This is a genomic window from Neobacillus sp. NPDC093182, from assembly GCF_044754045.1.
Genome location: NZ_JBIVOI010000001.1, coordinates 483,686 through 504,809, shown reverse-complemented (window position 1 = coordinate 504,809; position 21,124 = coordinate 483,686). Strand labels below are relative to the sequence as shown.

Below are 21,124 nucleotides of genomic sequence, written 5' to 3'. Positions count from 1 at the left end.
CCCTCTCTTAATTGTATGCCTGAGGGAGGGGGACATGCCAGATTTATGGCGGGGTGTTCAAAAAAATGTGGATATATGAATAAAAATATCAAAAGCTTGTTTCAACTCTAGAAATACAGTTGACCTTGTTTCTATGATATATTATAATTGCAAGGTACATGGATTGAATGTAAGTGTGTTGTGTTTCGGAGGGAGGGAAAGAGAATGTCTAAAACCGTCGTTCGTAAAAACGAATCGCTTGAAGATGCTCTTCGTCGCTTCAAACGTACAGTATCAAAAACTGGTACTTTGCAAGAGGCAAGAAAGCGCGAATTCTACGAAAAGCCAAGTGTAAAGCGTAAGAAAAAGTCTGAAGCAGCAAGAAAACGTAAGTTCTAAGAGAGGGTGTAATTTATGAGTCTTCTCGAGCGTTTAAACAATGACATGAAACAAGCGATGAAAAATAAGGAAAAAGACAAACTCACAACCATTCGGATGGTAAAAGCTTCATTGCAAAATGAAGCGATTAAGCTTGGTACAAAAGAGCTTTCCGATGAAGCTGAGTTAACAATCCTTTCTCGCGAAGTAAAGCAACGCAAAGAATCCCTCCATGAATTTGATAAAGCAGGTCGTCAAGACCTTGTTGATAAATTGCGTGCAGAGTTGGCTATCGTCGAACTGTATTTACCGAAGCAGCTTTCCGAAGAAGAGTTGTCAGAAATTGTTAAAGAAACAATCTCTGAAGTCGGTGCAAAATCAAAAGCGGATATGGGAAAAGTGATGGCTGCGATTATGCCAAAAGTAAAAGGTAAAGCAGACGGTTCACTTGTAAATAAATTTGTACAACAACACCTTTCATAATTATTCTGACAACCAAGACCGCAAGCGTTTAGCTTGCGGTTTTTCATTGTTTTATTAATTTGAAACTTATTTGGATATAAAACGTATACATAGTGTCGTCATGAAGGGAGGGTAATTATGGTTGAGTTTCTAACAAACCCAATCGTTGTAACACTGCTATTAACGATTGCAGGAACGGCTATTGTCTATGAGTTGTTTTCATCAAAGTTCGGAATATCAGGATTCATAGGTTTATTTGCACTACTTCTTTTCTTTTACGGACATTTTCAAGCTGGTCTTGCCGGTTTTGGAACCATTATGTTATTTGCAGTAGGGATCATGCTGATCTTTTTAGAATTTTTTCTTCCAGGAGCCATTTCGGGCACACTAGGTTTGGCAGCATTAATAGCAAGTCTGTTTATTGCAGGAGAAAATCCATTGAATATGGGAATCTCGATTTTCATCGCAATTGGTATTTCAATTGCTGTCCTATTTTTTATGATTAAGGTCCTTGGCAAAAAAATGGTTTTATTTAATCGAATGATTCTGTTTGACTCCGCCAAAAAAGAGGATGGTTATGTATCTAATGTAAATCGTACAGATTTATTAGGTAAAGAAGGTATCGCATTGACTGTTTTAAGACCATCTGGAACAGCAGTTTTTAATAATGAAAGAATCGATGTAGTGAGTGAAGGCGATTTCATTGATCAAAATGCAAAAATCACTGTGATAAAGGTTGAAGGAGTACGTATCGTAGTCAGGAAAGTATAATGAATGACTAACTAGGAGGTAAGTGCGGTGGAATTAACGAGTGGAAGTTTATTTATAATTGGTATTATTGTGGTTGCGCTAATTTTTCTCGGAATATTATTATCATTTGTTCCTGTAATGCTTTGGGTTTCTGCCCTTGCTGCAGGGGTTCGAATCAGTATTTTTACATTAGTAGGGATGAGACTTAGACGGGTTACACCGAGCAGGGTTGTCAATCCGCTTATTAAAGCACATAAGGCTGGTCTAAATGTTACAACCAATCAGCTGGAAAGTCATTACTTAGCTGGCGGGAATGTGGATAGAGTAGTCAATGCTTTAATTGCTGCCCATCGTGCCAACATTGAGTTAACATTCGAACGCTGTGCAGCAATTGATTTGGCAGGACGTGATGTATTAGAGGCAGTGCAAATGAGTGTTAACCCTAAAGTAATTGAAACTCCATTTATTGCAGGGGTTGCCATGAATGGTATTGAAGTAAAAGCAAAAGCGAGAATTACCGTTCGTGCTAATATCGACCGACTTGTTGGAGGTGCGGGTGAAGATACTGTCGTAGCTCGTGTAGGTGAAGGGGTCATTTCAACGATTGGTTCTTCAGCCGACCACAGTAAAGTACTTGAGAACCCTGAATTGATTTCCCAAACTGTCTTGGCCAAAGGATTAGACGCTGGTACAGCTTTTGAGATACTATCGATTGATATTGCTGATATTGACTTAGGAAGAAACATCGGTGCTGAACTTCAGACGGAGCAAGCAGAAGCCGATAAGAAAATCGCTCAGGCAAAAGCAGAAGAGCGCAGGGCTATGGCTGTCGCTACTGAGCAGGAAATGAAGGCGAGAGTAGAAGAAATGAGAGCAAAGGTTGTAGAGGCAGAGGCTAAAGTGCCGTTGGCAATGTCAGAAGCACTAAAATCCGGTAATATTAGTGTCATGGAATATATGAATTATAAAAATATTTCGGCTGATACCGATATGCGCGGATCTATCGGCAAGATGACAGGTGATAAAAAAGACGACCGCTAAACCGCCGATTGATTTTGATCAGAAGGAGGGTGGGGCATGGAAACAATATTATTTTTAATTATCGCCGGAATTCTCTCATCCATCTTTGGTAAGGCAAAGGGTAAGAGTAATCCTGGACGAACAAAGCCATTTACTGCAAAAGGGTTTTCTGATATTCGCACTCAAGTTGAACAACAAATGATAAAAAAGCAGCGAAAACCTGGTCAAATCTCTACAGGCCAGCCTGCGCTGCAAGATACAAATTTGCCGAGTTTAGAGGAAAAGTATCTAGAAATAAAGCAAAAGCCTGTTGTTCCAATAAAACAACTGAAGCAGCCGGTTGAATCCACTTTATTAGAAGTTGATTCTGCGGATGTTTCACTTGAAAAACCTGATGAAAAAACGATTTTAAATGGGATTATTTGGGCGGAAATTCTCGGTGAACCACGAGCGAAAAAACCATATTTTTCGAGAAAGCGCTAAACGAATATTTGCAAATCCCCTAGTATAAATCGAAAAAGAAGTGCTAGAACCTTCCTTCATTTCATAAATATGAGATGAAAGGGGGTTCTTTTTTTATGGCAAAAAAATGGGGCCTGCGTGTCCGGAACTGGATGGCACAAAAAATGGATCTTCCTCAAGATGTCATGATGGATTTGCCCCGCATCACTATGATTGGGCAAATCCATATTTACATCGAGAATCATAGAGGGTTGATTACCTTTACGGATAAAGAATTGCGTCTGTTGTTAAAGCAGGGACAATTACAAATAAGAGGTAAGTCTTTCGTGATAAAAACGATTTTACCTGAAGAAATTTTGCTTGAAGGAAAAATTGATCAGGTCATTTATATAAATGAAAATCCAGGAGGAACCAAATGAAAAACCAATGGATCGAATTCATATCTGGCAAGGTAACCGTTAAAGTATCAGGAAGAGGCATAGAGAGATTCTTAAATGTCTTAATCAGAAATGGTCTGATTGTATGGAATGTAAAACGACACGGGACTGAAACGATAACCTTCACAATGAGACTTCAGGACGCGTTAAGAATTAGACGATATGCAAGAGAAAGAGATTGCTCGATTACATTCTTAAAAAGGGCAGGTATGCCTTTTTTATTTAAACGGCTATTGAAAAATAGTGGTTTTGTAGGAGGGGCTGTTCTCTTTTTACTGATTATTATGTTTTTATCAAATGTGATTTGGGGTATTGAAATAAAAGGAGCAAAGCCGGCCACTGAGTATCAGATTCGCAAAGAATTGGACAAGATGGGAGTGAAAATTGGTAAAAGTCAATTTTTTGTTGATAACGTAGAAGGGATACAAAGGAAATTGACCAATAACGTTGGTAATCTTACTTGGGTAGGTGTGGAATTAAAGGGGACAACCTACCACCTTCAAGTGGTTGAGAAGAAAGAACCTGAAAAGCCGGAACAACTTGCACCACGAAATCTGGTTGCAAAAAAGAAAGCGGTTATTGATTCCATGTATGTTGAAACAGGACAAAAAATGGTCGATATACATGATCATGTAGAAGCTGGACAATTACTAGTTTCCGGTGTAATTGGAAAAGAAGGTCAAACCGAGCAAGTTGCAGCCGTTGGAGAGGTTTGGGGGGAGACGTGGTATAGAAGCCATGTTGAATTGCCGTTAAAAACGAAGTTCTTTGTATTCAATGGTCAGGAAAAGCAAAAATTCTCTTTAATCTTAGGTAATCTAGAAATCCCTGTTTGGGGTTTTGGTGAACCGGATTTCCAGGATTACGAAGTGGACAAGAATGTGAAGAAAATCCGTTTTCTAAAATGGGAGCTGCCAATCTCCGTTGGAGATGAAACATTAAGAGCACGTGAAGAGACAACTCGCATATATACACAACAAGAAGCCGAAAAAAATGCACTTGAATTAGCAAAAAATAAAATAAAAAGTGCTATGGATGAAGAAGCTATCATTAAAGACCAAAAAATTTTACACAAAGAGTTGGAAAATGGTAAAGTAATCCTAGATATCCATTTTAAGATAATCGAAAATATAGCGGTTGGACAACCAATACCTAAGGAGACTACTGAATGACAGTTAACTTAAAAACAATTAATGTACAACTTGAAAATCCAGCAGAAGCGATAGCTCTCTTAGGCAACGCGGATTCAAATTTAAAAATAATTGAAGAAGAACTACAAGTATCCATCGTTACACGCGGGGAGTCAGTCAGCCTTTCTGGCGATGAGGAAAGAGTAGTACTTGCCGGTCAAATTCTTGATAAGCTTATTTTTGTCATTAGAAAGGGTGTAACCATCAGCCAAAGAGATGTCTTGTCAGCGATTCAAATGGCACAAAAGGGTACACTGGATTACTTTGATAATCTCTATGACGAGGAAATTGCTAAGAATGTAAAAGGAAAGACGATACGAATCAAGACACTGGGACAAAGACAATATATAATGGCCATCAGACAAAATGACCTTGTATTTGGAATTGGTCCCGCCGGAACAGGAAAAACGTATTTAGCCGTCGTTATGGCGGTCAATGCGTTGAAGAATGGGCAAGTTAACAAGATCATTCTAACACGGCCTGCAGTGGAGGCTGGAGAAAGCCTTGGATTTTTACCAGGTGATTTAAAAGAAAAGGTTGACCCGTATTTAAGGCCCCTATATGACGCGTTAAATGATATTCTTGGTGCTGAACATACACAAAGATTAATAGAACGTGGAACCATCGAAATTGCTCCACTAGCCTATATGAGAGGGCGTACATTAGATGATGCCTTTGTCATTTTAGATGAAGCTCAAAATACCACTCATGCCCAAATGAAGATGTTTTTAACTCGTCTTGGCTTCGGTTCAAAAATGGTCATTACAGGTGACCAAACACAAATCGACTTACCTAAAGGGGCAAAGTCGGGACTAATTGCTGCCGAAAAAATCTTGCTGGGTGTTAATGGGGTCTCCTTTGTTTTCTTAGAACAAAGTGATGTTGTTCGTCATCCGCTAGTTGGCAGAATCATAGAGGCTTATGAAAAGAAACCGCTGCAAAATTAAAGCATTGAATGGAGGGATAGACCTATTTAGGGTTTATCCCTTTTGCCATATAATCATAACAATTTCTATGGAAAAATGGCTCATATTTTATTAGAGGATGAAACTTCAGGGAAAAACTGTTATCATTTTACATAAAGCGTAATTACATACTTGACTAGGGTTATTTAGGTGCTTTGGGGGGAGTAAGTTGAAAAAAATACAGCAATACTTAATTCAAATAAAAAAGCTTCTAGATTATACCTTCTTCAGATTGTTAGTTTTTGTTGTTTTAGGAGTAGTCTTATTTACCTCTATGTATGGGAATGTAAAGCCTGAGAAACTAGACATAAGTCTTTTAACGGTAGCAGATAAAACCATTCGATCTCCAGCCACGGTCGAAGATAAAATCAGTACAGAAAAAAAACGTCAAGAGGCATTGGATCAGGTTCAGGACGTCTATGCATTGAAGAAGGAATATTCCACGAATCAAGTAGATTTAATTACATCGATTTTTGACTCTGCTTCAGAGGTAAATGATGACATAGAGGATGAAACGAAAAAACAAGATGTGCTTGATGAAGACCCTATTAATGTTATGGAACCAACTGTCGAAGAAGAAGTGACCATGTTAAAGGATAAATTAACAGATCGTGTAATCAAGGATCTTTCAGAGCGTGTTTTTACTGCGCTGGTACAAGCAAGCAACGATGAATTATCGATTGCAAAAGATTTAACGGTGACAGCCATTAATAATGTAATGAACAAAAGAATTTCTGCTGATGACGTAGAAAACGCCAAGAAAAGTTTAGAAGAAGAATTAAAATTTACCACCTTAAATAGTGACTTGAAAAATGCAGCAATAGAATTAGGAAGATATGCTGTCATTCAGAATGAATTCTATGATCCAGAGGCAACCGAAGAACTGCGTAAGCAGGCAGCGGAATCTGTGGAACCTGTAAAAATCCTGCAAGGGCAAATCATTATCGAAGAGGGTAAATTAATCCGTCAGGAAGAATTTCGCCAGCTAGAACTAGTTGGTCTATTAGATAATAAACAATCCTATAAACCATTTATTGGTTTAATGATTCTAATATCGATTATCCTGACCTCCGTTTACTTTTATTTTTATCAGTTGAAGGACCATCCAGAAAAGAGGCAGACGAATCTTCTTTTATTTGGGATTGTTTTTATCCTGACGTTTTTCATTTTGAAAATCATCAGTATGCTGCAAATTTTTAATTATTCGGGTATAGGTTACTTATTCCCTGCGGCAATGGGCGGAATGCTAATCAAGATATTAATTGATGAAAAATTAGCCATTCTATCATCCATCATCTTTTCGATTTTCGGAAGTATTTTATTCAATGAAGGGGTCTCTGGAACACTAAATTTTTCAGTAGGAATCTATATCTTGTTCAGTGCACTAGCTGGTGTGCTCTTTTTAAGCGGGCAGAACCAGCGGTCAAAAATCCTGCAAGCAGGATCACTTGCGGCTGCTGTGAATCTATTCACCATTTGGGCACTAATGTTTTTGCCAAATGGACAATTTACTGGGTTAGAATATGGGTATTATATCTTAACAGCCATTTTTTCTGGAATTGGTTCAGCTGTCCTGACAATGGGGCTATTACCACTTTTGGAAACTAGCTTTGGAATTCTCTCAACCATGAAGTTGATTGAGCTTTCTAATCCCAATCATCCACTTCTGCGCAAAATATTAATGGAAGCACCTGGAACCTATCACCATAGTGTGATGGTTGCCAACCTAGCAGATGCAGCCAGCGAAGCGATAGGAGCTAATGGTTTACTAGCAAGGGTAGGGTGTTATTATCATGATATCGGTAAAACGAAGCGGCCAAACTTTTTCATAGAAAACCAAATGCACCTTGACAATCCGCATGACCGTCTGCCTCCAGATAAAAGTGCTAATATCATTATTTCACACGTGACAGATGGGTCTGCTATATTAAAAAAATACAATATGCCAAAGGAAATCATTCACATTGCGGAGCAGCATCACGGCACCACGCTGTTAAAGTTCTTTTACCATAAAGCACTGCAAGGTGAAGAAAATGTTAATCAGGAGGATTATCGATATCCAGGTCCAAAACCACAGACAAAAGAATCTGCTATTGTAGGTATTGCTGATAGTGTAGAAGCAGCCGTTAGATCTCTGAACCAGCCTACACCGGAAACAATCGAATCTCTCGTTAAGAAAATTGTTGCAGACCGGCTGCAGGATGGGCAATTAAATGAATGTGATTTAACCTTAAAGGAATTAGAGACGGTATCCCACTCACTTTGTGAAACTTTAAAGGGAATTTTCCACTCAAGAATCGAATATCCAGAAATGACAAAGAAGGTGGTTCAAGGATGAACAAGTTGATGATTGATTTAGTTGATGAAACGAATCAACTGTCTGAAGAGCAAATGGAGGACATCGAAAAACTATTGAATTTTGCAGCTGAGAAAGAAAATATCGAGGATAATAGTGAGGTTTCAGTTACATTTGTGTCCAATGAAAGAATTCACGAAATTAACCGTGAGTATAGAGACAAGGACGCCCCTACAGATGTGATTTCATTCGCGATGGAAGAGCTTGGTGAAGGTGAAATCGAATTGATAGGGGAGGAGCTTCCTCGTGTCCTAGGAGACATCATCATTTCCATCCCAAAGGCTGAAGAGCAAGCGAAGGAATATGGACATTCATTTATCCGTGAACTTGGGTTTTTATCTGTCCACGGTTTCCTTCATCTTCTCGGCTATGACCATATGGAAAAGGAAGAGGAAGAAAAAATGTTCTCTCGACAAAAGGAAATTTTAGACGCTTATGGACTCACGAGATAAGCATGTTCATTTATGGAGATCTTTTTCTCATGCCTTAACCGGAATTAAGACAGCCCTTTGGTCTGAAAGAAATATGCGCATCCATTTTTTTGTTTCATTACTCGTAATTGTGTGTTCCATTTTCTTTTCAATTAGTAAACTTGAATGGTTATTTGTTATTGTAGCAATAGGTGGAATTTTCTCATTAGAATTAGTCAACACAGCAATCGAGCGTGTAGTCGATTTAGTGACGGAAGATTACCACCCACTTGCTAAACAAGCGAAAGACATAGCAGCCGGAGCGGTTTTTATTTATGCTATTATAGCAGTAGTAATTGGAAGCATGATCTTTTTACCGTATTTTTTTAGATGGTTAATTTGAAATGGAATTGCGATTTCGGTACAATTACTTATCAGCTTTGCCCGAAATAGGCAAATTAGTTGATTTTTATGAAAATTCAAATTTTTATATTACTTTTTCGCTGCAAGTGATGATTTTGTGACATTTTTAGGGTAAAATAAAGAAAGCAGCAGATTATTGCTGGAAGGGAAGAATGAACTTTGAACATCGAGAATTTAATCGAAGAATCAAAGAAAGCAAGAGAAAAAGCCTATGTTCCTTATTCAAAATTTGGGGTAGGAGCAGCACTATTAACAACAGATGGAAAAATATATCATGGATGTAACATTGAAAATGCCGCTTATAGCATGTGCAATTGCGCTGAACGTACTGCATTGTTCAAGGCTTATTCAGAAGGTGATCGAGATTTTACAATGCTTGCAGTTGTCGCTGATACTGACCGTCCTTGTTCGCCATGCGGGGCATGCCGGCAGGTAATCTCGGAACTTTGTCCGCAAGACATGAAGGTCGTACTAACCAACCTTAAAGGTGATATTTTAGAAATTACGGTAGCAGAATTACTTCCAGGTGCCTTTTCTCCGGAGGATTTACATGCTGAGTAATGATAATAAAGGTTATAAATCAGGTTTTATTTCAATTATTGGCCGTCCTAATGTAGGAAAATCAACATTTCTAAATCGAGTAATAGGTCAGAAGATTGCGATTATGAGTGATAAACCACAAACAACTCGTAATAAAATTCAGGGTGTATTGACGCTAGATGATACCCAAATGGTGTTTATTGACACACCAGGGATTCATAAGCCAAAGCATAAACTAGGCGACTTTATGATGAAAGTTGCACAGAACACATTAAAAGAGGTTGATTTAATCCTATTTATGGTAAATGCTGAGGAAGGGTTTGGGCGTGGGGAAGAATTTATTATTGAAAAATTCCAAACCGTCAACACACCTATTTTCCTTGTTATAAATAAAATTGATCAAATGCACCCAGACGAATTACTGCCACTAATTGAATCATATAAAGAAAAATATCCTTTTAAAGAAGTTGTTCCTATTTCAGCACTTGAAGGAAATAATGTGGAACGTTTACTAGAACAAATTAAAGTCTATTTACCTGAAGGACCACAGTATTATCCGGCGGATCAGGTAACCGATCACCCAGAAAGATTTATTATCACCGAGTTAATTAGAGAAAAAGCGCTGCACTTAACACGTGAAGAAATTCCTCACTCTCTTGCCGTCGTTCTTGATAAGATGGAACGTGAAAGAGGCGGAAAGGATATCATTCATGTCATGGCTACCGTTATTGTGGAGAGAGATTCTCAAAAGGGCATTATTATTGGGAAACAAGGGAGTATGCTAAAGGAAATAGGAAAACGTGCCCGAGTGGATATCGAAAATCTTTTAGGGTCAAAAGTTTTCTTAGAGCTTTGGGTTAAAGTTCAAAAGGATTGGCGGAATAAAATGTCCCAGCTTCGCGATTATGGCTTTAACGAAGATGAATATTAATACTAACTATCTAAACCCTAACTAAAATATTACCTTTTCTATAGAAATATGCATGGACAACATTAACAAATTTTTCGTCTTATGATTTTTGCTTGGGCAGGCTATGATAATTGTAAGGTTTGGGATTCTTAAAAAGGCTAGTCTAAATCATGAAAGGTGGGGTTTTCGATGATGGATTTTACGTGGAAAGTATTCCTACAGACAGGCAATATTGACACTTATCTTCTCTATAAGGAGCTTGAGAAGGAAAACCAAGAAATACCCGGAAATCAGAATGAAGATCTAGCGCAAATGGATTTTCCCGTTTCATAAGTTTGTCTAATGTATCGGGATGGTGACAGAAATGCTCCAAAAGTGTGAAGGCATCGTCATTAGAACTACAGATTATGGTGAAACCAATAAAATCATTACGTTATATACACGGGAATGGGGAAAGATCGGCGTTATGGCTAGAGGAGCAAAAAAGCCTAACAGCCGGCTTTCCTCCATTACCCAGCTTTTCACCCACGGATATTTTTTGGTCCAAAGAGGAACTGGATTAGGCAGTGTACAGCAGGGAGAAATGATTACCAGCTTTCGCGGAATTGGTGAAGATATATTCCTCACTGCCTATGCTAGTTATATCGTTGAATTGACTGATAAATGTACTGATGATAAAAAACCAAACCCATTTCATTTCGAACTTCTTTTTCAAACACTCAATTATTTGAATGAAGGATATGATCCAGATATTCTGATGAATATCTATGAAATGAAAATGCTGAATGTATTGGGCTTACATCCAATTCTAAATCAATGTTCCGTTTGCGGCAGCACAGACGGACTTTTTTCTTTTTCCATTCGGGAAGGCGGGTTTATATGCCACCGATGTTTAGAAAAGGATCCATACCATTATAAATTATCGCCATCATCTGTAAAATTATTACGTCTATTTTATTATTTTGACCTCTCGAGATTAGGAAACATCTCCGTAAAACAAGAAACAAAGGATGAGTTAAAACAGGTTATAACAGCGTACTACGAAGAATATTCCGGTCTATATCTTAAGACAAAGAAATTTCTTCAATCTATGGAAAAATTTCGAAATGAAATATAGTTGACTTATTGACTTTTATTTTAGATTTCGATATTATGTGTTTTAATAATAAATAGTTGCTATGATGGAAAAGAGTACTTAGCAATCTCTGTAAAAGCGAACCTAGGATGGTGTGAGCTAGGGTATAGGGACCTAAGGAAGGCGTTCTTGAGCAAATCATGTGTACAACACATAAAAGAGGCTGCTGTATAGCAGCAAATAGGGTGGAACCGCGGGTAACTCTCGTCCCTATGCTTATATTAAGCATAGCGACGAGAGTTTTTTATTTTATTGAAGAGGAGTAATGAAAATGAAAGTATCAATGGAGCAAATTGTTTCTCATGCGAAACATAGAGGTTTTATTTTTCCTGGTTCAGAAATCTACGGTGGTCTGGCAAATACATGGGATTACGGACCACTTGGAGTAGAATTTAAAAACAACATTAAACAAGCTTGGTGGAAAAAGTTTGTGCAAGAGTCTCCTTACAATGTCGGATTAGATGCAAGCATATTGATGAACCCAAGAACATGGGAAGCTTCTGGTCATATCGGTAACTTCAATGATCCAATGATTGATTGTAAAAACTGTAAAGCGAGACATCGTGCTGATAAGTTAATTGAAAATGCTCTTGATGAAAAGGGAATAGAGATGGTCGTTGATGGACTTCCGTTTGAAAAAATGGAAGAGTTGGTAAAAGAACATAATATCGCTTGCCCAGACTGCGGGAGTCATGATTTTACCGGCATTCGCCAATTCAATTTAATGTTTAAAACCTTCCAAGGGGTTACAGAGTCTAGTACCAATGAAATTTTCCTTCGTCCTGAAACAGCGCAAGGGATATTTGTTAACTTTAAAAATGTCCAGCGTACAATGAGAAAAAAATTACCTTTTGGAATTGCCCAAATCGGAAAAAGCTTCCGAAATGAGATCACACCTGGAAACTTTACTTTCCGTACTCGTGAATTCGAACAAATGGAGCTTGAGTTTTTCTGTAAGCCTGGTGAAGAGTTAACATGGTTTGATTATTGGAAGAACTTTGCTGAGCAATGGCTTCACTCATTAGGATTAAATAAAGAAAATTTAAGACTTCGAGACCATTCCGAGGATGAACTTTCTCATTATAGTAATGCGACAACCGATTTTGAATATAAATTCCCATTTGGCTGGGGCGAGCTTTGGGGAGTAGCATCAAGAACCGATTATGATTTAAAGCAGCATATGCAATTCTCTGGAGAGGACTTTAACTATATTGACCCAGAGACAAATGAAAGATATATTCCATTCTGTATCGAGCCTTCTCTAGGTGCGGACCGGGTAACATTAGCCTTTTTAATCGATGCTTATGACGAAGAACAGCTCGAAGATGGTACTTCTAGAACCGTTATGCACTTCCATCCTGCATTGGCACCATTTAAAGCAGCCGTTCTTCCATTGTCTAAGAAGCTTTCGGACGAAGCAAGAGAAGTGTTTCAAACATTAGCCAAGCATTTCTCCGTTGACTATGATGAAGCAGGTTCAATTGGTAAACGTTACAGAAGACATGACGAAATTGGTACACCATTCTGTATCACCTATGATTTTGATTCAAAAGAAGACCATATGGTAACCATCAGAGACCGCGACACAATGGAACAAACACGCGTACCAATCGCAGAATTAGTTCCCTTTATTCAAGAAAAAATTATGTTTTAATCTGAGCTTTTGAGGGTGCGGTCCGTACCGCCCCTCTGCATAATGGATTAAATGATGGTGGTGAGAAAAATAGAACTGACCAAACGCCAAGAACTGATCATTCAGATTGTGAAGGATAATGGACCGATAACCGGGGAGAACATTGCTGAACAACTAAACTTGACACGAGCAACGTTAAGGCCAGATTTATCCATATTAACAATGGCAGGATATTTAGACGCTAGACCGCGTGTAGGATATTTTTATACTGGAAAATCCGGGACTCAGCTTTTGACTGAAAATCTCCAGAAAATACGTGTAAGAGATTATAATTCCATCCCAGTCCTAGTAAAAGAAAACGTTTCGGTGTACGATGCAATTTGTACAATGTTCCTTGAGGATGTAGGCACATTATTTGTTGTAGACCAAAACTCTCTTTTGGTTGGTGTGTTATCTAGAAAGGACCTTCTTAGAGCAAGTATTGGCAAACAAGAGCTTACAGCACTACCAATTAACATCATTATGACTAGAATGCCAAATATTACAATGTGTGAAATGGATGACAATTTAATCGATGTTGCCAAATTATTAATTGATAAACAAATAGATGCTTTGCCTATCGTTAGGCCGTCTGAAAAGGGATATGAAGTAATAGGGAGAATTACGAAGACAAATATTACGAAAGCATTCGTTGCCTTGGGTAATGGATAATAATTTGACTTCCCAATAATTGAGTGAAGATAATAATAGGATTTTCCAGAGGAGCTGTTAACGAAGAATGATTACGCCTGTCATATATGTAGTATCTGATTCAGTAGGGGAAACAGCTGAGTTAGTTACAAAAGCGGCAATCAGCCAATTTAATGGGTCAGGAATGACATTGAAAAGATTCCCTTATGTTGAGGACAAAGAACATATTGATGAAGTAGTTTCACTTGTTACGATGGACCACGCTATGATCGCTTTTACTTTGGTAAAACCAGATATGCGTGCCTATATGAAGGAAAAGGCAGACGAAGCAGGAATATATGCAGTAGATTTAATGGGTCCAATTATGGATCAAATTCAAATTTTTAGCGGGAAAACTCCCCTATGTGAACCAGGGCTCGTAAGAAAACTGGATGAGGATTACTTTAAAAAAGTAGAAGCTATTGAGTTTGCCGTTAAATATGATGATGGACGTGACCCAAGAGGAATACTAAAAGCTGATATCGTTTTAATTGGAGTGTCTAGAACGTCAAAAACTCCGTTGTCTCAATATTTAGCTTTGAAGCGTTTAAAAGTTGCAAATGTACCGCTTGTTCCTGAGGTTGACCCGCCAGAAGAACTGTATAAGGTACCTGCAGAGAAATGCTTTGGACTTAAAATCAGCCCGCAAAAACTAAATAATATTAGGCGAGAACGATTAATCTCTTTAGGTCTAAATGATCAGGCCAGCTATGCAAATATTGAGAGAATTCGTGATGAATTAACCTTCTTTGAAAAGATAGTAAATAGAATTAATTGTCCAGTTATTGACGTAACCAATAAGGCAGTTGAAGAGACAGCAAATGTTATTCTAAATTACTTTCATAAAAGAAGAGCTTAACACATAATCTTAGATTATGTGTTTTTCATTTAAGATAAAAAACTATGGAAATGTATAAAAGAATGTACTATAATAAAAAATTGTGATAAAAATGAATCTTTTAGGTTTAGACTTGCATGTATACGAATAAACTATTTATTGTTAGATGTCAAGGGAACCTACAGAAAAAAATTCGACATAAGTCTTTTTGGGGCTGCTCCTAAAAAGTTAGCATCTTAAAGAAGGAATATGCGGAATGATGTAGAATTATTACTTATACAAAAGGCATTCCAACTATTTTGTAGATGCAGATTCCTGCCCAGTTAAAGAGGAAATTGTCGAAAGTGCTTCTACATTTTCCGTGAAAGTTCTTTTTATCGCTTCTTGTGACAATAAGACTACATATGGTAATGCAACATGGTAAAATGTTGATTCCAGAAAAGAAGCAGCGGACTTATTCATCATGAATCATACTGCAAAGGGGGATATTACTGTTACACAGGATATTGGACTGGCCTCCACATTACTTCCAAAGGGAGTACATGTACCATCACCAAACGGGATTGTATATGATGAATCCGGAATACTAACTGCTCTTGACTTGCGCAATCTAAGTGCTAAAGCAAGAAGAAGGGGTGTATAGGGTAAAGGACCAAAGTCTTTCAATTCTGATGATCGTTCAAAATTTTTGAAACAACAAACAGAAATTTTGTCGAAAAATGCAGGAATTTATATTTCTTTGTAGAATAAGTACAATGGAGATGTTTTCATGGCAGAACGGATTGCCGAAGAAAAAATTAATCAAATTCGTCAGTCAGTTGATATAGTTGAAATTATTAGTGAATATATTCAACTGAAAAAACAAGGGCGAAATTACTTCGGATTATGTCCTTTCCATGGAGAAAACTCCCCATCATTTTCCGTTTCATCCGATAAACAAATTTACCATTGCTTTGGCTGTGGAGCGGGAGGAAATGTTTTCTCATTTTTAATGGAGCTAGAAGGAATTTCATTTCTAGAAGCAGCCATTAAATTAGCTGAAAAGGCTAATATTGACTTACAAGTAAACTTCTCAGTAAATGGGAAGGGGAAGAGTGTTTCTCCGGAACTTCAGTCAATGCTGGATGCACATGAGCTGTTAACTAAATTTTACCATCACTTACTGGTAAATACAAAAGACGGTCAACATGCTTTTGAGTATTTGCTGAAGAGAGGATTTACCCGAGAATCGATTGATAAATTTCAAATTGGATATTCCTTGAATTCATGGGATTTTGTTTACAAATTCCTTACCAAAAGGGAATTTTCTCCTGAAATAATGGAAAAAGCCGGGTTGATTATCAAACGAGATAGGGATGGAACCTATTTTGATCGCTTCAGAGATCGAATTATGTTTCCGATTTTTGACCGAAATGGAAACAGTATTGCTTTTTCAGGGAGATCTTTAGGGGCAGAGGAGCCCAAGTATTTAAATAGTCCCGAAACAGCAATCTTTAATAAAAGCAAAATTTTATATAATTTTCATTTGGCCAAACCAAGTATACGTAAATTACAGCAAGCAGTTCTTTTTGAAGGATTTGCAGATGTAATTGCTGCCGACAAGTCTGGTGTAGAAAATGGTATTGCAACAATGGGTACTTCCTTAACGGAAGAGCACATTACGCTTATTCGGCAAAATACCCAGTCTGTTACAATTTGTTTTGATTCTGATAAAGCAGGAATTGAAGCGGCTTATAGAGCTGGAAATATGCTTATGGACGCGGGTTGTGCGATTAAAGTGGCTATGATGTCAGATGGACTTGATCCAGATGAATATATAAAAAAAAATGGTCCAGAAAAGTTTCGTAACGAGGTCATAGGTGCAAGTCTTACATGGATGGCATTTAAATTTCTTTACTTTCGAAGAGGAAAAAATCTTCAAATTGAAGGAGAACGGCTTGCTTATATCGAAACAATACTTAAAGAAATAAGTAAATTGACAAAAGCTGTTGAAAAAGATCATTATTTGCGTCAGCTTGCATCTGAATTTTCGATTTCGTTAGACGCGTTACAACAACAGCTAAAGCAGATTTTCTTTGCAGAAAAAAGGAATTCAAGTGGTCAAAATCAGCAGCCAGTTAATAAGCCCCGCGTAATGGCTAAACAGGAGAACAAATTAAAGCCTGCACACTATACTGCTGAAAGGCGATTAATTGCCCATATGTTAAAAGATCGGGATACAGCCTATAAGGTTCAGGATTTATTGCAGGGCAGCACGTTTAATACTGATGAACATCAGGCAATAATAACTTATCTAATTGGTTTTTACGAAGATCGTATGAATCCTGATTCTAGTGCGTTTTTAACCTATATTCAAGATGAAAATCTGAGAAGAATCGTCGCTGACATCGAAATGATGTCAATTAATGACGAATTAAGCAATCAAGAATTAACTGATTATATCAAACAGGTGTTGAATTATCAAAAATTGTTAAAGATAAAAGAAAAAGAAGTGGAACTTAAAGAAGCAGAGCGACAAAGTGATTATAGTAAAGCAGCTGCAATTGCAACTGAAATCAGTCAATTGCGGAAATCACTATAGATTCCATTTTTAATGTCTTTGATTCTGGAAGGAGGGGGACATATGGCTGAAAAATCAGCCCGTTCAAAAGAGGCCGAGAATGAATTGACCTTCGAACAAGTAAAAGATCAGTTAACGGTACTGGGTAAAAAAACCGGAGTCCTTGCCTACGATGATATTGCGGAAAGAATGGCAAATTTTGATTTAGAGTCCGATCAGATGGATGAATTTTATGAATTCTTAGGTGACCAAGGAATTGAATTAGTAGGAGAAAGTGACGAAGAAGATCCAAACCCTAAGCAATTAGCAAAAGGAGATGACGATGAGTTTGATCTAAATGATCTTAGCGTTCCTCCTGGTGTGAAGATAAACGATCCTGTTCGTATGTACTTAAAAGAAATTGGTCGAGTAGACTTGCTTTCCGCTGAAGAAGAAATAAAATTGGCTAACCGTATTGAGGAAGGCGACGAAGAAGCAAAACGACGCCTGGCAGAAGCTAACCTCCGACTTGTAGTTAGTATTGCAAAACGATATGTTGGACGCGGTATGCTCTTTCTTGATTTAATTCAAGAAGGGAATATGGGACTAATCAAAGCAGTTGAAAAATTCGACTATCGCAAAGGATTTAAGTTTAGTACTTATGCTACCTGGTGGATCCGTCAAGCCATCACGAGAGCGATTGCTGACCAAGCCAGAACGATTCGTATTCCTGTGCATATGGTTGAAACCATTAACAAACTTATCCGTGTACAGAGACAATTGCTTCAGGACCTTGGCCGCGAACCAACTCCAGAAGAGATTGGCGAAGATATGGATCTTACACCGGACAAAGTTAGGGAAATTTTGAAAATTGCTCAAGAGCCTGTCTCTCTTGAAACTCCTATCGGTGAAGAAGATGATTCACACTTAGGTGATTTCATAGAAGACCAAGATGCTACATCACCTTCAGAGCATGCCGCCTATGAGTTATTAAAAGAGCAGCTTGAAGATGTTCTTGACACACTTACAGACAGGGAAGAAAACGTCCTTCGTTTACGCTTTGGGCTTGATGATGGACGCACTCGTACTCTTGAAGAGGTTGGAAAGGTTTTTGGTGTAACCCGTGAACGTATTCGACAAATTGAAGCAAAGGCATTGCGTAAATTACGGCACCCTAGCCGCAGCAAACGCCTAAAAGACTTCTTAGAATAAAACCTTAACAATTACCGATAGTTTACTTCTTTTACAAGAGGTAAACTATTTTTTTTGAAATAAAATAATTGGAAATGAAAGCACTTTCTGTTTGAGCATTTGTATTTATTTTACTGAATTGTTTTAAACTTTGCAAATAGGTAAACGTAATCTTTTTCAATAAAATCACAAATCACTTTTCTAATAAAGGTTAATTTTTAACCTGGCATCTAAACAGTATAGGTTACTAATAAGAAAATCATATTCAAAAATAACTAAATTTGGTTGTTTAATGGTATATAGGGGAAGTATAAAAAGGCTGACGTTTAAAAAAAAACAGCCATATATTGAATATTTTATTAATATTATCGTGACAAAATAAGTTTAGGGCTTTTCCTTCTGAAGTTTTTAAAGTAAAATAGTAGTTGTTTGTAGAAGACTATTTATTTACAGCTGTACGTACATAAGGGAGGTTATATGATGAATCGAAATCCGGTTATTCCTTACATCCTGATTTTTGTATTTGGAATCGGACTAATGTTCTTATTGTCTTTCAAAGGCCTCGGGGATATGGATGAGCTTGCCAAGGAAAAGGAAGGCGGAACTGAAACAGAACAGGTGGCAAAAGCACCTGAAGACATTTACACAGGGTCTTGTGTAGGTTGTCACGGTGATGCATACCAAGGGGGAATGGGTCCTGCTCTAACTGGTGTTGGCGACAGGTTATCCAAGGATGAAATCAAAGACGTGATTACAAATGGCAGAGGAAACATGCCAGGCGGTATGGTTAAAGCAGAAGAAGCCGATGCAATGGCTGATTGGTTAGCAAATATTAAATAATTTTTTAATGAAAAGGTCCTTTGCTTCTGTAAAGGACTTTTTTTATACTGTAAGTAATACATAAAAAGTGGTGAATGATTTGAATACAGATAAATTATCAGTTCGGTTAGAAACGGTAGCAAAATATGTTCCCTTGGATTCAAGGTTAGCCGACATTGGCTCTGATCATGCGTACCTGCCTAGTTACCTTGCTAAGAACGGACGGATATCCTTTGGGATTGCAGGAGAAGTTGCAAAAGGGCCATTTCAGTCTGCTGAAAAAAATGTAATGGCAGAAGGGCTCACTGAAGTGATTTCAGTTAGAATGGGTGATGGGCTTGAGGTTATTCAGCCTGGCGATGCAGATTGTATTACCATTGCCGGTATGGGCGGCAGTCTCATTGCGTCTATTTTAGAAAATGGAAAAGAAAAATTAGCTTCTGTAAGGCGTCTAGTGTTGCAGCCAAATATCAATGCAATCGCAATAAGGCAATGGCTAGTCGATAATGATTGGGAATTGATTGCTGAGGAAATAGTGGAAGAGGATAACAAAATTTACGAAATATTAGCAGCTGAAAAAGGAGAACCTTTAAAGCCCTATCGTGATGTACCATTGGAAACTGGTCTTTTAGTTGGTCCTTTCCTTCTTCGAAGAAAAGAAAAAACCTTTAAGAAGAAATGGTTCTTAGAAATGAAGAATTGGAAACGAATTTACGAACAGCTTGAAAGTGCTGCTCCTTCTGTTGAAACAGAAGAGAAAAAACAAGAGGTTGCCAAAAAAATTAACCTTGTAGAGGAGGTATTGGACAATGAAGAAAGCGAATGGTCATGAAATCATTCAACTTTTTGAACAGTTTTCTCCAAAGGGTCTTGCGATGGAAGGTGATAAGATAGGCTTACAAATTGGACGCTTGAACAAGAAAATAGATAACGTAATGATTGCACTTGATGTTTTAGAAGAAGTGATAGATGAAGCCATTGAAAGAAATGTACAGCTAATCATTGCCCATCATCCGCCAATCTTTCGTTCTCTTAAGAATGTCCTAACAGACACAGTACAGGGAAGAATGATTGAGAAACTATTAAAGAATGATATAGCTGTCTATGCAGCCCATACAAACCTTGATGTCGCTGCAGGAGGGGTAAATGATCTCCTTGCGGACGCATTGGGATTAGGAAACCCTGAAGTGCTGGTACCTACATACGAAACAAAGCTTAAGAAACTAGTGGTCTTTACACCGGCAAGTCACGCTGAGGAAATTAGAAAGGTCCTTGGGGATACTGGTGCTGGCTTTATCGGTAATTATAGCCACTGTTCCTTTTCTGCTGATGGAACAGGAAGGTTTTTACCAGGGGAAAAGACCAACCCGTATATTGGACAGCAAGGTCGTCTAGAATCAGTGGACGAGGTAAGAATTGAAACCATTGTACCTGAGCATCTGTTAAAAAGGGTAGTAACAGCTATGGTAAAAGCCCATCCATATGAAGAAGTTGCTTATGATATTTTTCCAGTTGAAAATAAGGGTGAAGTTCTTGGGCTTGGCAGAATCGGAACCGTAAAGGAAATGACACTCGGAGAATTTGCTGAGAGGGTCAAAAAAGCATTAGAAGTTGATAAGGTTAGGGTGGTTGGTGATTTATCATCACGTGTCAAGAAAGTGGCTGTATTAGGCGGAGATGGCAATAAGTATTTCATGAGCGCAAAGTTTAAGGGCGCTGATGTCTATATTACAGGAGATATTTATTATCATACTGCTCATGATGCAATGATGCAGGGATTAAACATGATAGATCCTGGTCATAATGTCGAAAAAATTATGAAAAAGGGACTTACAGCAACACTTTCAAAAATGTGCAAGGAATCTGGCTATGAAGTGGAAATCTTTCCTTCAGAAGTGAACACAGATCCATTTAAATTTATATAGAGAATAGGGGAAGCCCCCCTAGGCGCTGAAACT

At 37.9% G+C, this 21,124-nt stretch carries 25 protein-coding genes and 1 other annotated feature; of the genes, 24 read left to right on the top strand and 1 reads right to left on the bottom strand.

Annotated elements, in window-relative coordinates; all coding sequences use genetic code 11:
* Positions 1-204 precede the first annotated feature (204 nt).
* The 18 genes from rpsU to ACIQAA_RS02635 all read left to right on the top strand — a co-directional run bounded on the left by rpsU (position 205) and on the right by ACIQAA_RS02635 (position 14,638).
* Entirely contained in the window at positions 205-378 is a 174-nt protein-coding gene (gene rpsU / locus ACIQAA_RS02720) for a 30S ribosomal protein S21 (protein WP_007087607.1), read from the top strand.
* 15 nt (positions 379-393) lie between these two features.
* Entirely contained in the window at positions 394-840 is a 447-nt protein-coding gene (locus tag ACIQAA_RS02715) for a GatB/YqeY domain-containing protein (RefSeq protein WP_402614626.1), read from the top strand.
* Positions 841-957: 117 nt separating this feature from the next.
* Positions 958-1,590: an NfeD family protein gene (locus tag ACIQAA_RS02710; protein WP_402614623.1), complete on the top strand. Its 633-nt coding sequence runs from the start codon at positions 958-960 to the stop codon at positions 1,588-1,590.
* Positions 1,591-1,617: 27 nt separating this feature from the next.
* Positions 1,618-2,610, top strand: a complete 993-nt coding sequence (gene floA, locus ACIQAA_RS02705) for a flotillin-like protein FloA (protein ID WP_402614620.1) — start codon at positions 1,618-1,620, stop codon at positions 2,608-2,610.
* A 36-nt stretch (positions 2,611-2,646) separates the two neighbouring features.
* Positions 2,647-3,072 (top strand): hypothetical protein, encoded by a 426-nt coding sequence (locus tag ACIQAA_RS02700; protein ID WP_402614618.1) that lies wholly within the window; start codon positions 2,647-2,649, stop codon positions 3,070-3,072.
* Between the two features lie 95 nt (positions 3,073-3,167).
* Complete coding sequence (yqfC, locus tag ACIQAA_RS02695; protein ID WP_283861553.1) at positions 3,168-3,470, top strand: sporulation protein YqfC; 303 nt, start codon at positions 3,168-3,170, stop codon at positions 3,468-3,470.
* Complete coding sequence (yqfD, locus tag ACIQAA_RS02690) at positions 3,467-4,660, top strand: sporulation protein YqfD (protein WP_402614615.1); 1,194 nt, start codon at positions 3,467-3,469, stop codon at positions 4,658-4,660. The genes yqfC and yqfD overlap by 4 nt, the downstream gene beginning before the upstream one ends.
* Entirely contained in the window at positions 4,657-5,625 is a 969-nt protein-coding gene (locus ACIQAA_RS02685) for a PhoH family protein (RefSeq protein WP_402614613.1), read from the top strand. The genes yqfD and ACIQAA_RS02685 overlap by 4 nt, the downstream gene beginning before the upstream one ends.
* 187 nt (positions 5,626-5,812) lie before the next feature.
* Positions 5,813-7,981: an HD family phosphohydrolase gene (locus ACIQAA_RS02680; RefSeq protein WP_402614611.1), complete on the top strand. Its 2,169-nt coding sequence runs from the start codon at positions 5,813-5,815 to the stop codon at positions 7,979-7,981.
* Positions 7,978-8,451, top strand: coding sequence for an rRNA maturation RNase YbeY (gene ybeY, locus ACIQAA_RS02675; RefSeq protein ID WP_402614608.1), 474 nt, complete (start codon positions 7,978-7,980; stop codon positions 8,449-8,451). The genes ACIQAA_RS02680 and ybeY overlap by 4 nt, the downstream gene beginning before the upstream one ends.
* The gene (locus ACIQAA_RS02670) at positions 8,435-8,812 is read left to right on the top strand and encodes a diacylglycerol kinase family protein (RefSeq protein WP_402614605.1); all 378 of its coding nucleotides are present in this window, start codon (positions 8,435-8,437) and stop codon (positions 8,810-8,812) included. Before ybeY ends, ACIQAA_RS02670 begins: the two co-directional genes overlap by 17 nt.
* 179 nt (positions 8,813-8,991) lie before the next feature.
* Positions 8,992-9,393 (top strand): cytidine deaminase, encoded by a 402-nt coding sequence (locus ACIQAA_RS02665; protein WP_402614603.1) that lies wholly within the window; start codon positions 8,992-8,994, stop codon positions 9,391-9,393.
* Entirely contained in the window at positions 9,383-10,303 is a 921-nt protein-coding gene (era, locus tag ACIQAA_RS02660) for a GTPase Era (protein WP_402614600.1), read from the top strand. The genes ACIQAA_RS02665 and era overlap by 11 nt, the downstream gene beginning before the upstream one ends.
* 168 nt (positions 10,304-10,471) lie before the next feature.
* Complete coding sequence (locus ACIQAA_RS02655) at positions 10,472-10,615, top strand: YqzL family protein (RefSeq protein ID WP_081954416.1); 144 nt, start codon at positions 10,472-10,474, stop codon at positions 10,613-10,615.
* Between the two features lie 31 nt (positions 10,616-10,646).
* Positions 10,647-11,399: a DNA repair protein RecO gene (gene recO / locus ACIQAA_RS02650; protein ID WP_402614596.1), complete on the top strand. Its 753-nt coding sequence runs from the start codon at positions 10,647-10,649 to the stop codon at positions 11,397-11,399.
* 52 nt (positions 11,400-11,451) lie between these two features.
* Positions 11,452-11,632: a binding site (T-box leader), on the top strand.
* Between the two features lie 56 nt (positions 11,633-11,688).
* Positions 11,689-13,071, top strand: a complete 1,383-nt coding sequence (locus ACIQAA_RS02645) for a glycine--tRNA ligase (RefSeq protein WP_402614593.1) — start codon at positions 11,689-11,691, stop codon at positions 13,069-13,071.
* A gap of 51 nt (positions 13,072-13,122) precedes the next feature.
* On the top strand, positions 13,123-13,761 hold the full coding sequence (gene ccpN / locus ACIQAA_RS02640; RefSeq protein ID WP_402614590.1) for a transcriptional regulator CcpN: 639 nt from the start codon (positions 13,123-13,125) through the stop codon (positions 13,759-13,761).
* A 67-nt stretch (positions 13,762-13,828) separates the two neighbouring features.
* On the top strand, positions 13,829-14,638 hold the full coding sequence (locus tag ACIQAA_RS02635; RefSeq protein WP_402614587.1) for a pyruvate, water dikinase regulatory protein: 810 nt from the start codon (positions 13,829-13,831) through the stop codon (positions 14,636-14,638).
* Between the two features lie 273 nt (positions 14,639-14,911).
* On the opposite strand, the gene ACIQAA_RS02630 is transcribed toward ACIQAA_RS02635, so the two are convergent.
* Positions 14,912-15,082, bottom strand: coding sequence for a hypothetical protein (locus ACIQAA_RS02630; RefSeq protein ID WP_402614584.1), 171 nt, complete (start codon positions 15,080-15,082; stop codon positions 14,912-14,914).
* Between ACIQAA_RS02630 and ACIQAA_RS02625 the strand changes: the two genes are divergently transcribed.
* The 6 genes from ACIQAA_RS02625 to ACIQAA_RS02600 all read left to right on the top strand — a co-directional run bounded on the left by ACIQAA_RS02625 (position 15,081) and on the right by ACIQAA_RS02600 (position 21,091).
* Positions 15,081-15,260: a DUF188 domain-containing protein gene (locus tag ACIQAA_RS02625; RefSeq protein ID WP_402614581.1), complete on the top strand. Its 180-nt coding sequence runs from the start codon at positions 15,081-15,083 to the stop codon at positions 15,258-15,260. The genes ACIQAA_RS02630 and ACIQAA_RS02625 overlap by 2 nt on opposite strands.
* Before the next feature lie 126 nt (positions 15,261-15,386).
* Positions 15,387-17,198: a DNA primase gene (gene dnaG / locus ACIQAA_RS02620; RefSeq protein ID WP_402614579.1), complete on the top strand. Its 1,812-nt coding sequence runs from the start codon at positions 15,387-15,389 to the stop codon at positions 17,196-17,198.
* Between the two features lie 42 nt (positions 17,199-17,240).
* The gene (rpoD, locus tag ACIQAA_RS02615) at positions 17,241-18,368 is read left to right on the top strand and encodes an RNA polymerase sigma factor RpoD (protein ID WP_034675043.1); all 1,128 of its coding nucleotides are present in this window, start codon (positions 17,241-17,243) and stop codon (positions 18,366-18,368) included.
* A 459-nt stretch (positions 18,369-18,827) separates the two neighbouring features.
* Positions 18,828-19,187 carry a cytochrome c550 gene (gene cccA, locus ACIQAA_RS02610; protein ID WP_402614575.1) on the top strand — a complete coding sequence of 120 codons (360 nt, stop codon included), beginning with the start codon at positions 18,828-18,830 and terminating at the stop codon, positions 19,185-19,187.
* Positions 19,188-19,266: 79 nt separating this feature from the next.
* Positions 19,267-19,998 (top strand): tRNA (adenine(22)-N(1))-methyltransferase, encoded by a 732-nt coding sequence (locus ACIQAA_RS02605; RefSeq protein ID WP_402614572.1) that lies wholly within the window; start codon positions 19,267-19,269, stop codon positions 19,996-19,998.
* The gene (locus ACIQAA_RS02600; RefSeq protein WP_402614569.1) at positions 19,976-21,091 is read left to right on the top strand and encodes a Nif3-like dinuclear metal center hexameric protein; all 1,116 of its coding nucleotides are present in this window, start codon (positions 19,976-19,978) and stop codon (positions 21,089-21,091) included. Before ACIQAA_RS02605 ends, ACIQAA_RS02600 begins: the two co-directional genes overlap by 23 nt.
* The last annotated feature ends 33 nt before the right edge of the window (positions 21,092-21,124 follow it).

Excerpts from the sequence above, each read along its gene's own strand:
- recO (WP_402614596.1), top strand. The coding sequence starts at position 10,647 with ATGCTCCAAAAGTGTGAAGGCATCGTCATTAGAACTACAGATTATGGT.
- ACIQAA_RS02670 (WP_402614605.1), top strand. The coding sequence starts at position 8,435 with ATGGACTCACGAGATAAGCATGTTCATTTATGGAGATCTTTTTCTCAT.
- ACIQAA_RS02600 (WP_402614569.1), top strand. The coding sequence starts at position 19,976 with ATGAAGAAAGCGAATGGTCATGAAATCATTCAACTTTTTGAACAGTTT.
- ACIQAA_RS02685 (WP_402614613.1), top strand. The coding sequence starts at position 4,657 with ATGACAGTTAACTTAAAAACAATTAATGTACAACTTGAAAATCCAGCA.
- ccpN (WP_402614590.1), top strand. The coding sequence starts at position 13,123 with ATGATGGTGGTGAGAAAAATAGAACTGACCAAACGCCAAGAACTGATC.
- cccA (WP_402614575.1), top strand. The coding sequence starts at position 18,828 with ATGAATCGAAATCCGGTTATTCCTTACATCCTGATTTTTGTATTTGGA.
- rpsU (WP_007087607.1), top strand. The coding sequence starts at position 205 with ATGTCTAAAACCGTCGTTCGTAAAAACGAATCGCTTGAAGATGCTCTT.
- rpoD (WP_034675043.1), top strand. The coding sequence starts at position 17,241 with ATGGCTGAAAAATCAGCCCGTTCAAAAGAGGCCGAGAATGAATTGACC.
- ACIQAA_RS02710 (WP_402614623.1), top strand. The coding sequence starts at position 958 with ATGGTTGAGTTTCTAACAAACCCAATCGTTGTAACACTGCTATTAACG.
- era (WP_402614600.1), top strand. The coding sequence starts at position 9,383 with ATGCTGAGTAATGATAATAAAGGTTATAAATCAGGTTTTATTTCAATT.
- ACIQAA_RS02655 (WP_081954416.1), top strand. The coding sequence starts at position 10,472 with ATGATGGATTTTACGTGGAAAGTATTCCTACAGACAGGCAATATTGAC.
- ybeY (WP_402614608.1), top strand. The coding sequence starts at position 7,978 with ATGAACAAGTTGATGATTGATTTAGTTGATGAAACGAATCAACTGTCT.
- dnaG (WP_402614579.1), top strand. The coding sequence starts at position 15,387 with ATGGCAGAACGGATTGCCGAAGAAAAAATTAATCAAATTCGTCAGTCA.
- ACIQAA_RS02630 (WP_402614584.1), bottom strand. The coding sequence starts at position 15,082 with ATGATGAATAAGTCCGCTGCTTCTTTTCTGGAATCAACATTTTACCAT.
- ACIQAA_RS02700 (WP_402614618.1), top strand. The coding sequence starts at position 2,647 with ATGGAAACAATATTATTTTTAATTATCGCCGGAATTCTCTCATCCATC.
- ACIQAA_RS02635 (WP_402614587.1), top strand. The coding sequence starts at position 13,829 with ATGATTACGCCTGTCATATATGTAGTATCTGATTCAGTAGGGGAAACA.
- yqfD (WP_402614615.1), top strand. The coding sequence starts at position 3,467 with ATGAAAAACCAATGGATCGAATTCATATCTGGCAAGGTAACCGTTAAA.
- ACIQAA_RS02715 (WP_402614626.1), top strand. The coding sequence starts at position 394 with ATGAGTCTTCTCGAGCGTTTAAACAATGACATGAAACAAGCGATGAAA.
- ACIQAA_RS02645 (WP_402614593.1), top strand. The coding sequence starts at position 11,689 with ATGAAAGTATCAATGGAGCAAATTGTTTCTCATGCGAAACATAGAGGT.
- yqfC (WP_283861553.1), top strand. The coding sequence starts at position 3,168 with ATGGCAAAAAAATGGGGCCTGCGTGTCCGGAACTGGATGGCACAAAAA.
- ACIQAA_RS02625 (WP_402614581.1), top strand. The coding sequence starts at position 15,081 with ATGAATCATACTGCAAAGGGGGATATTACTGTTACACAGGATATTGGA.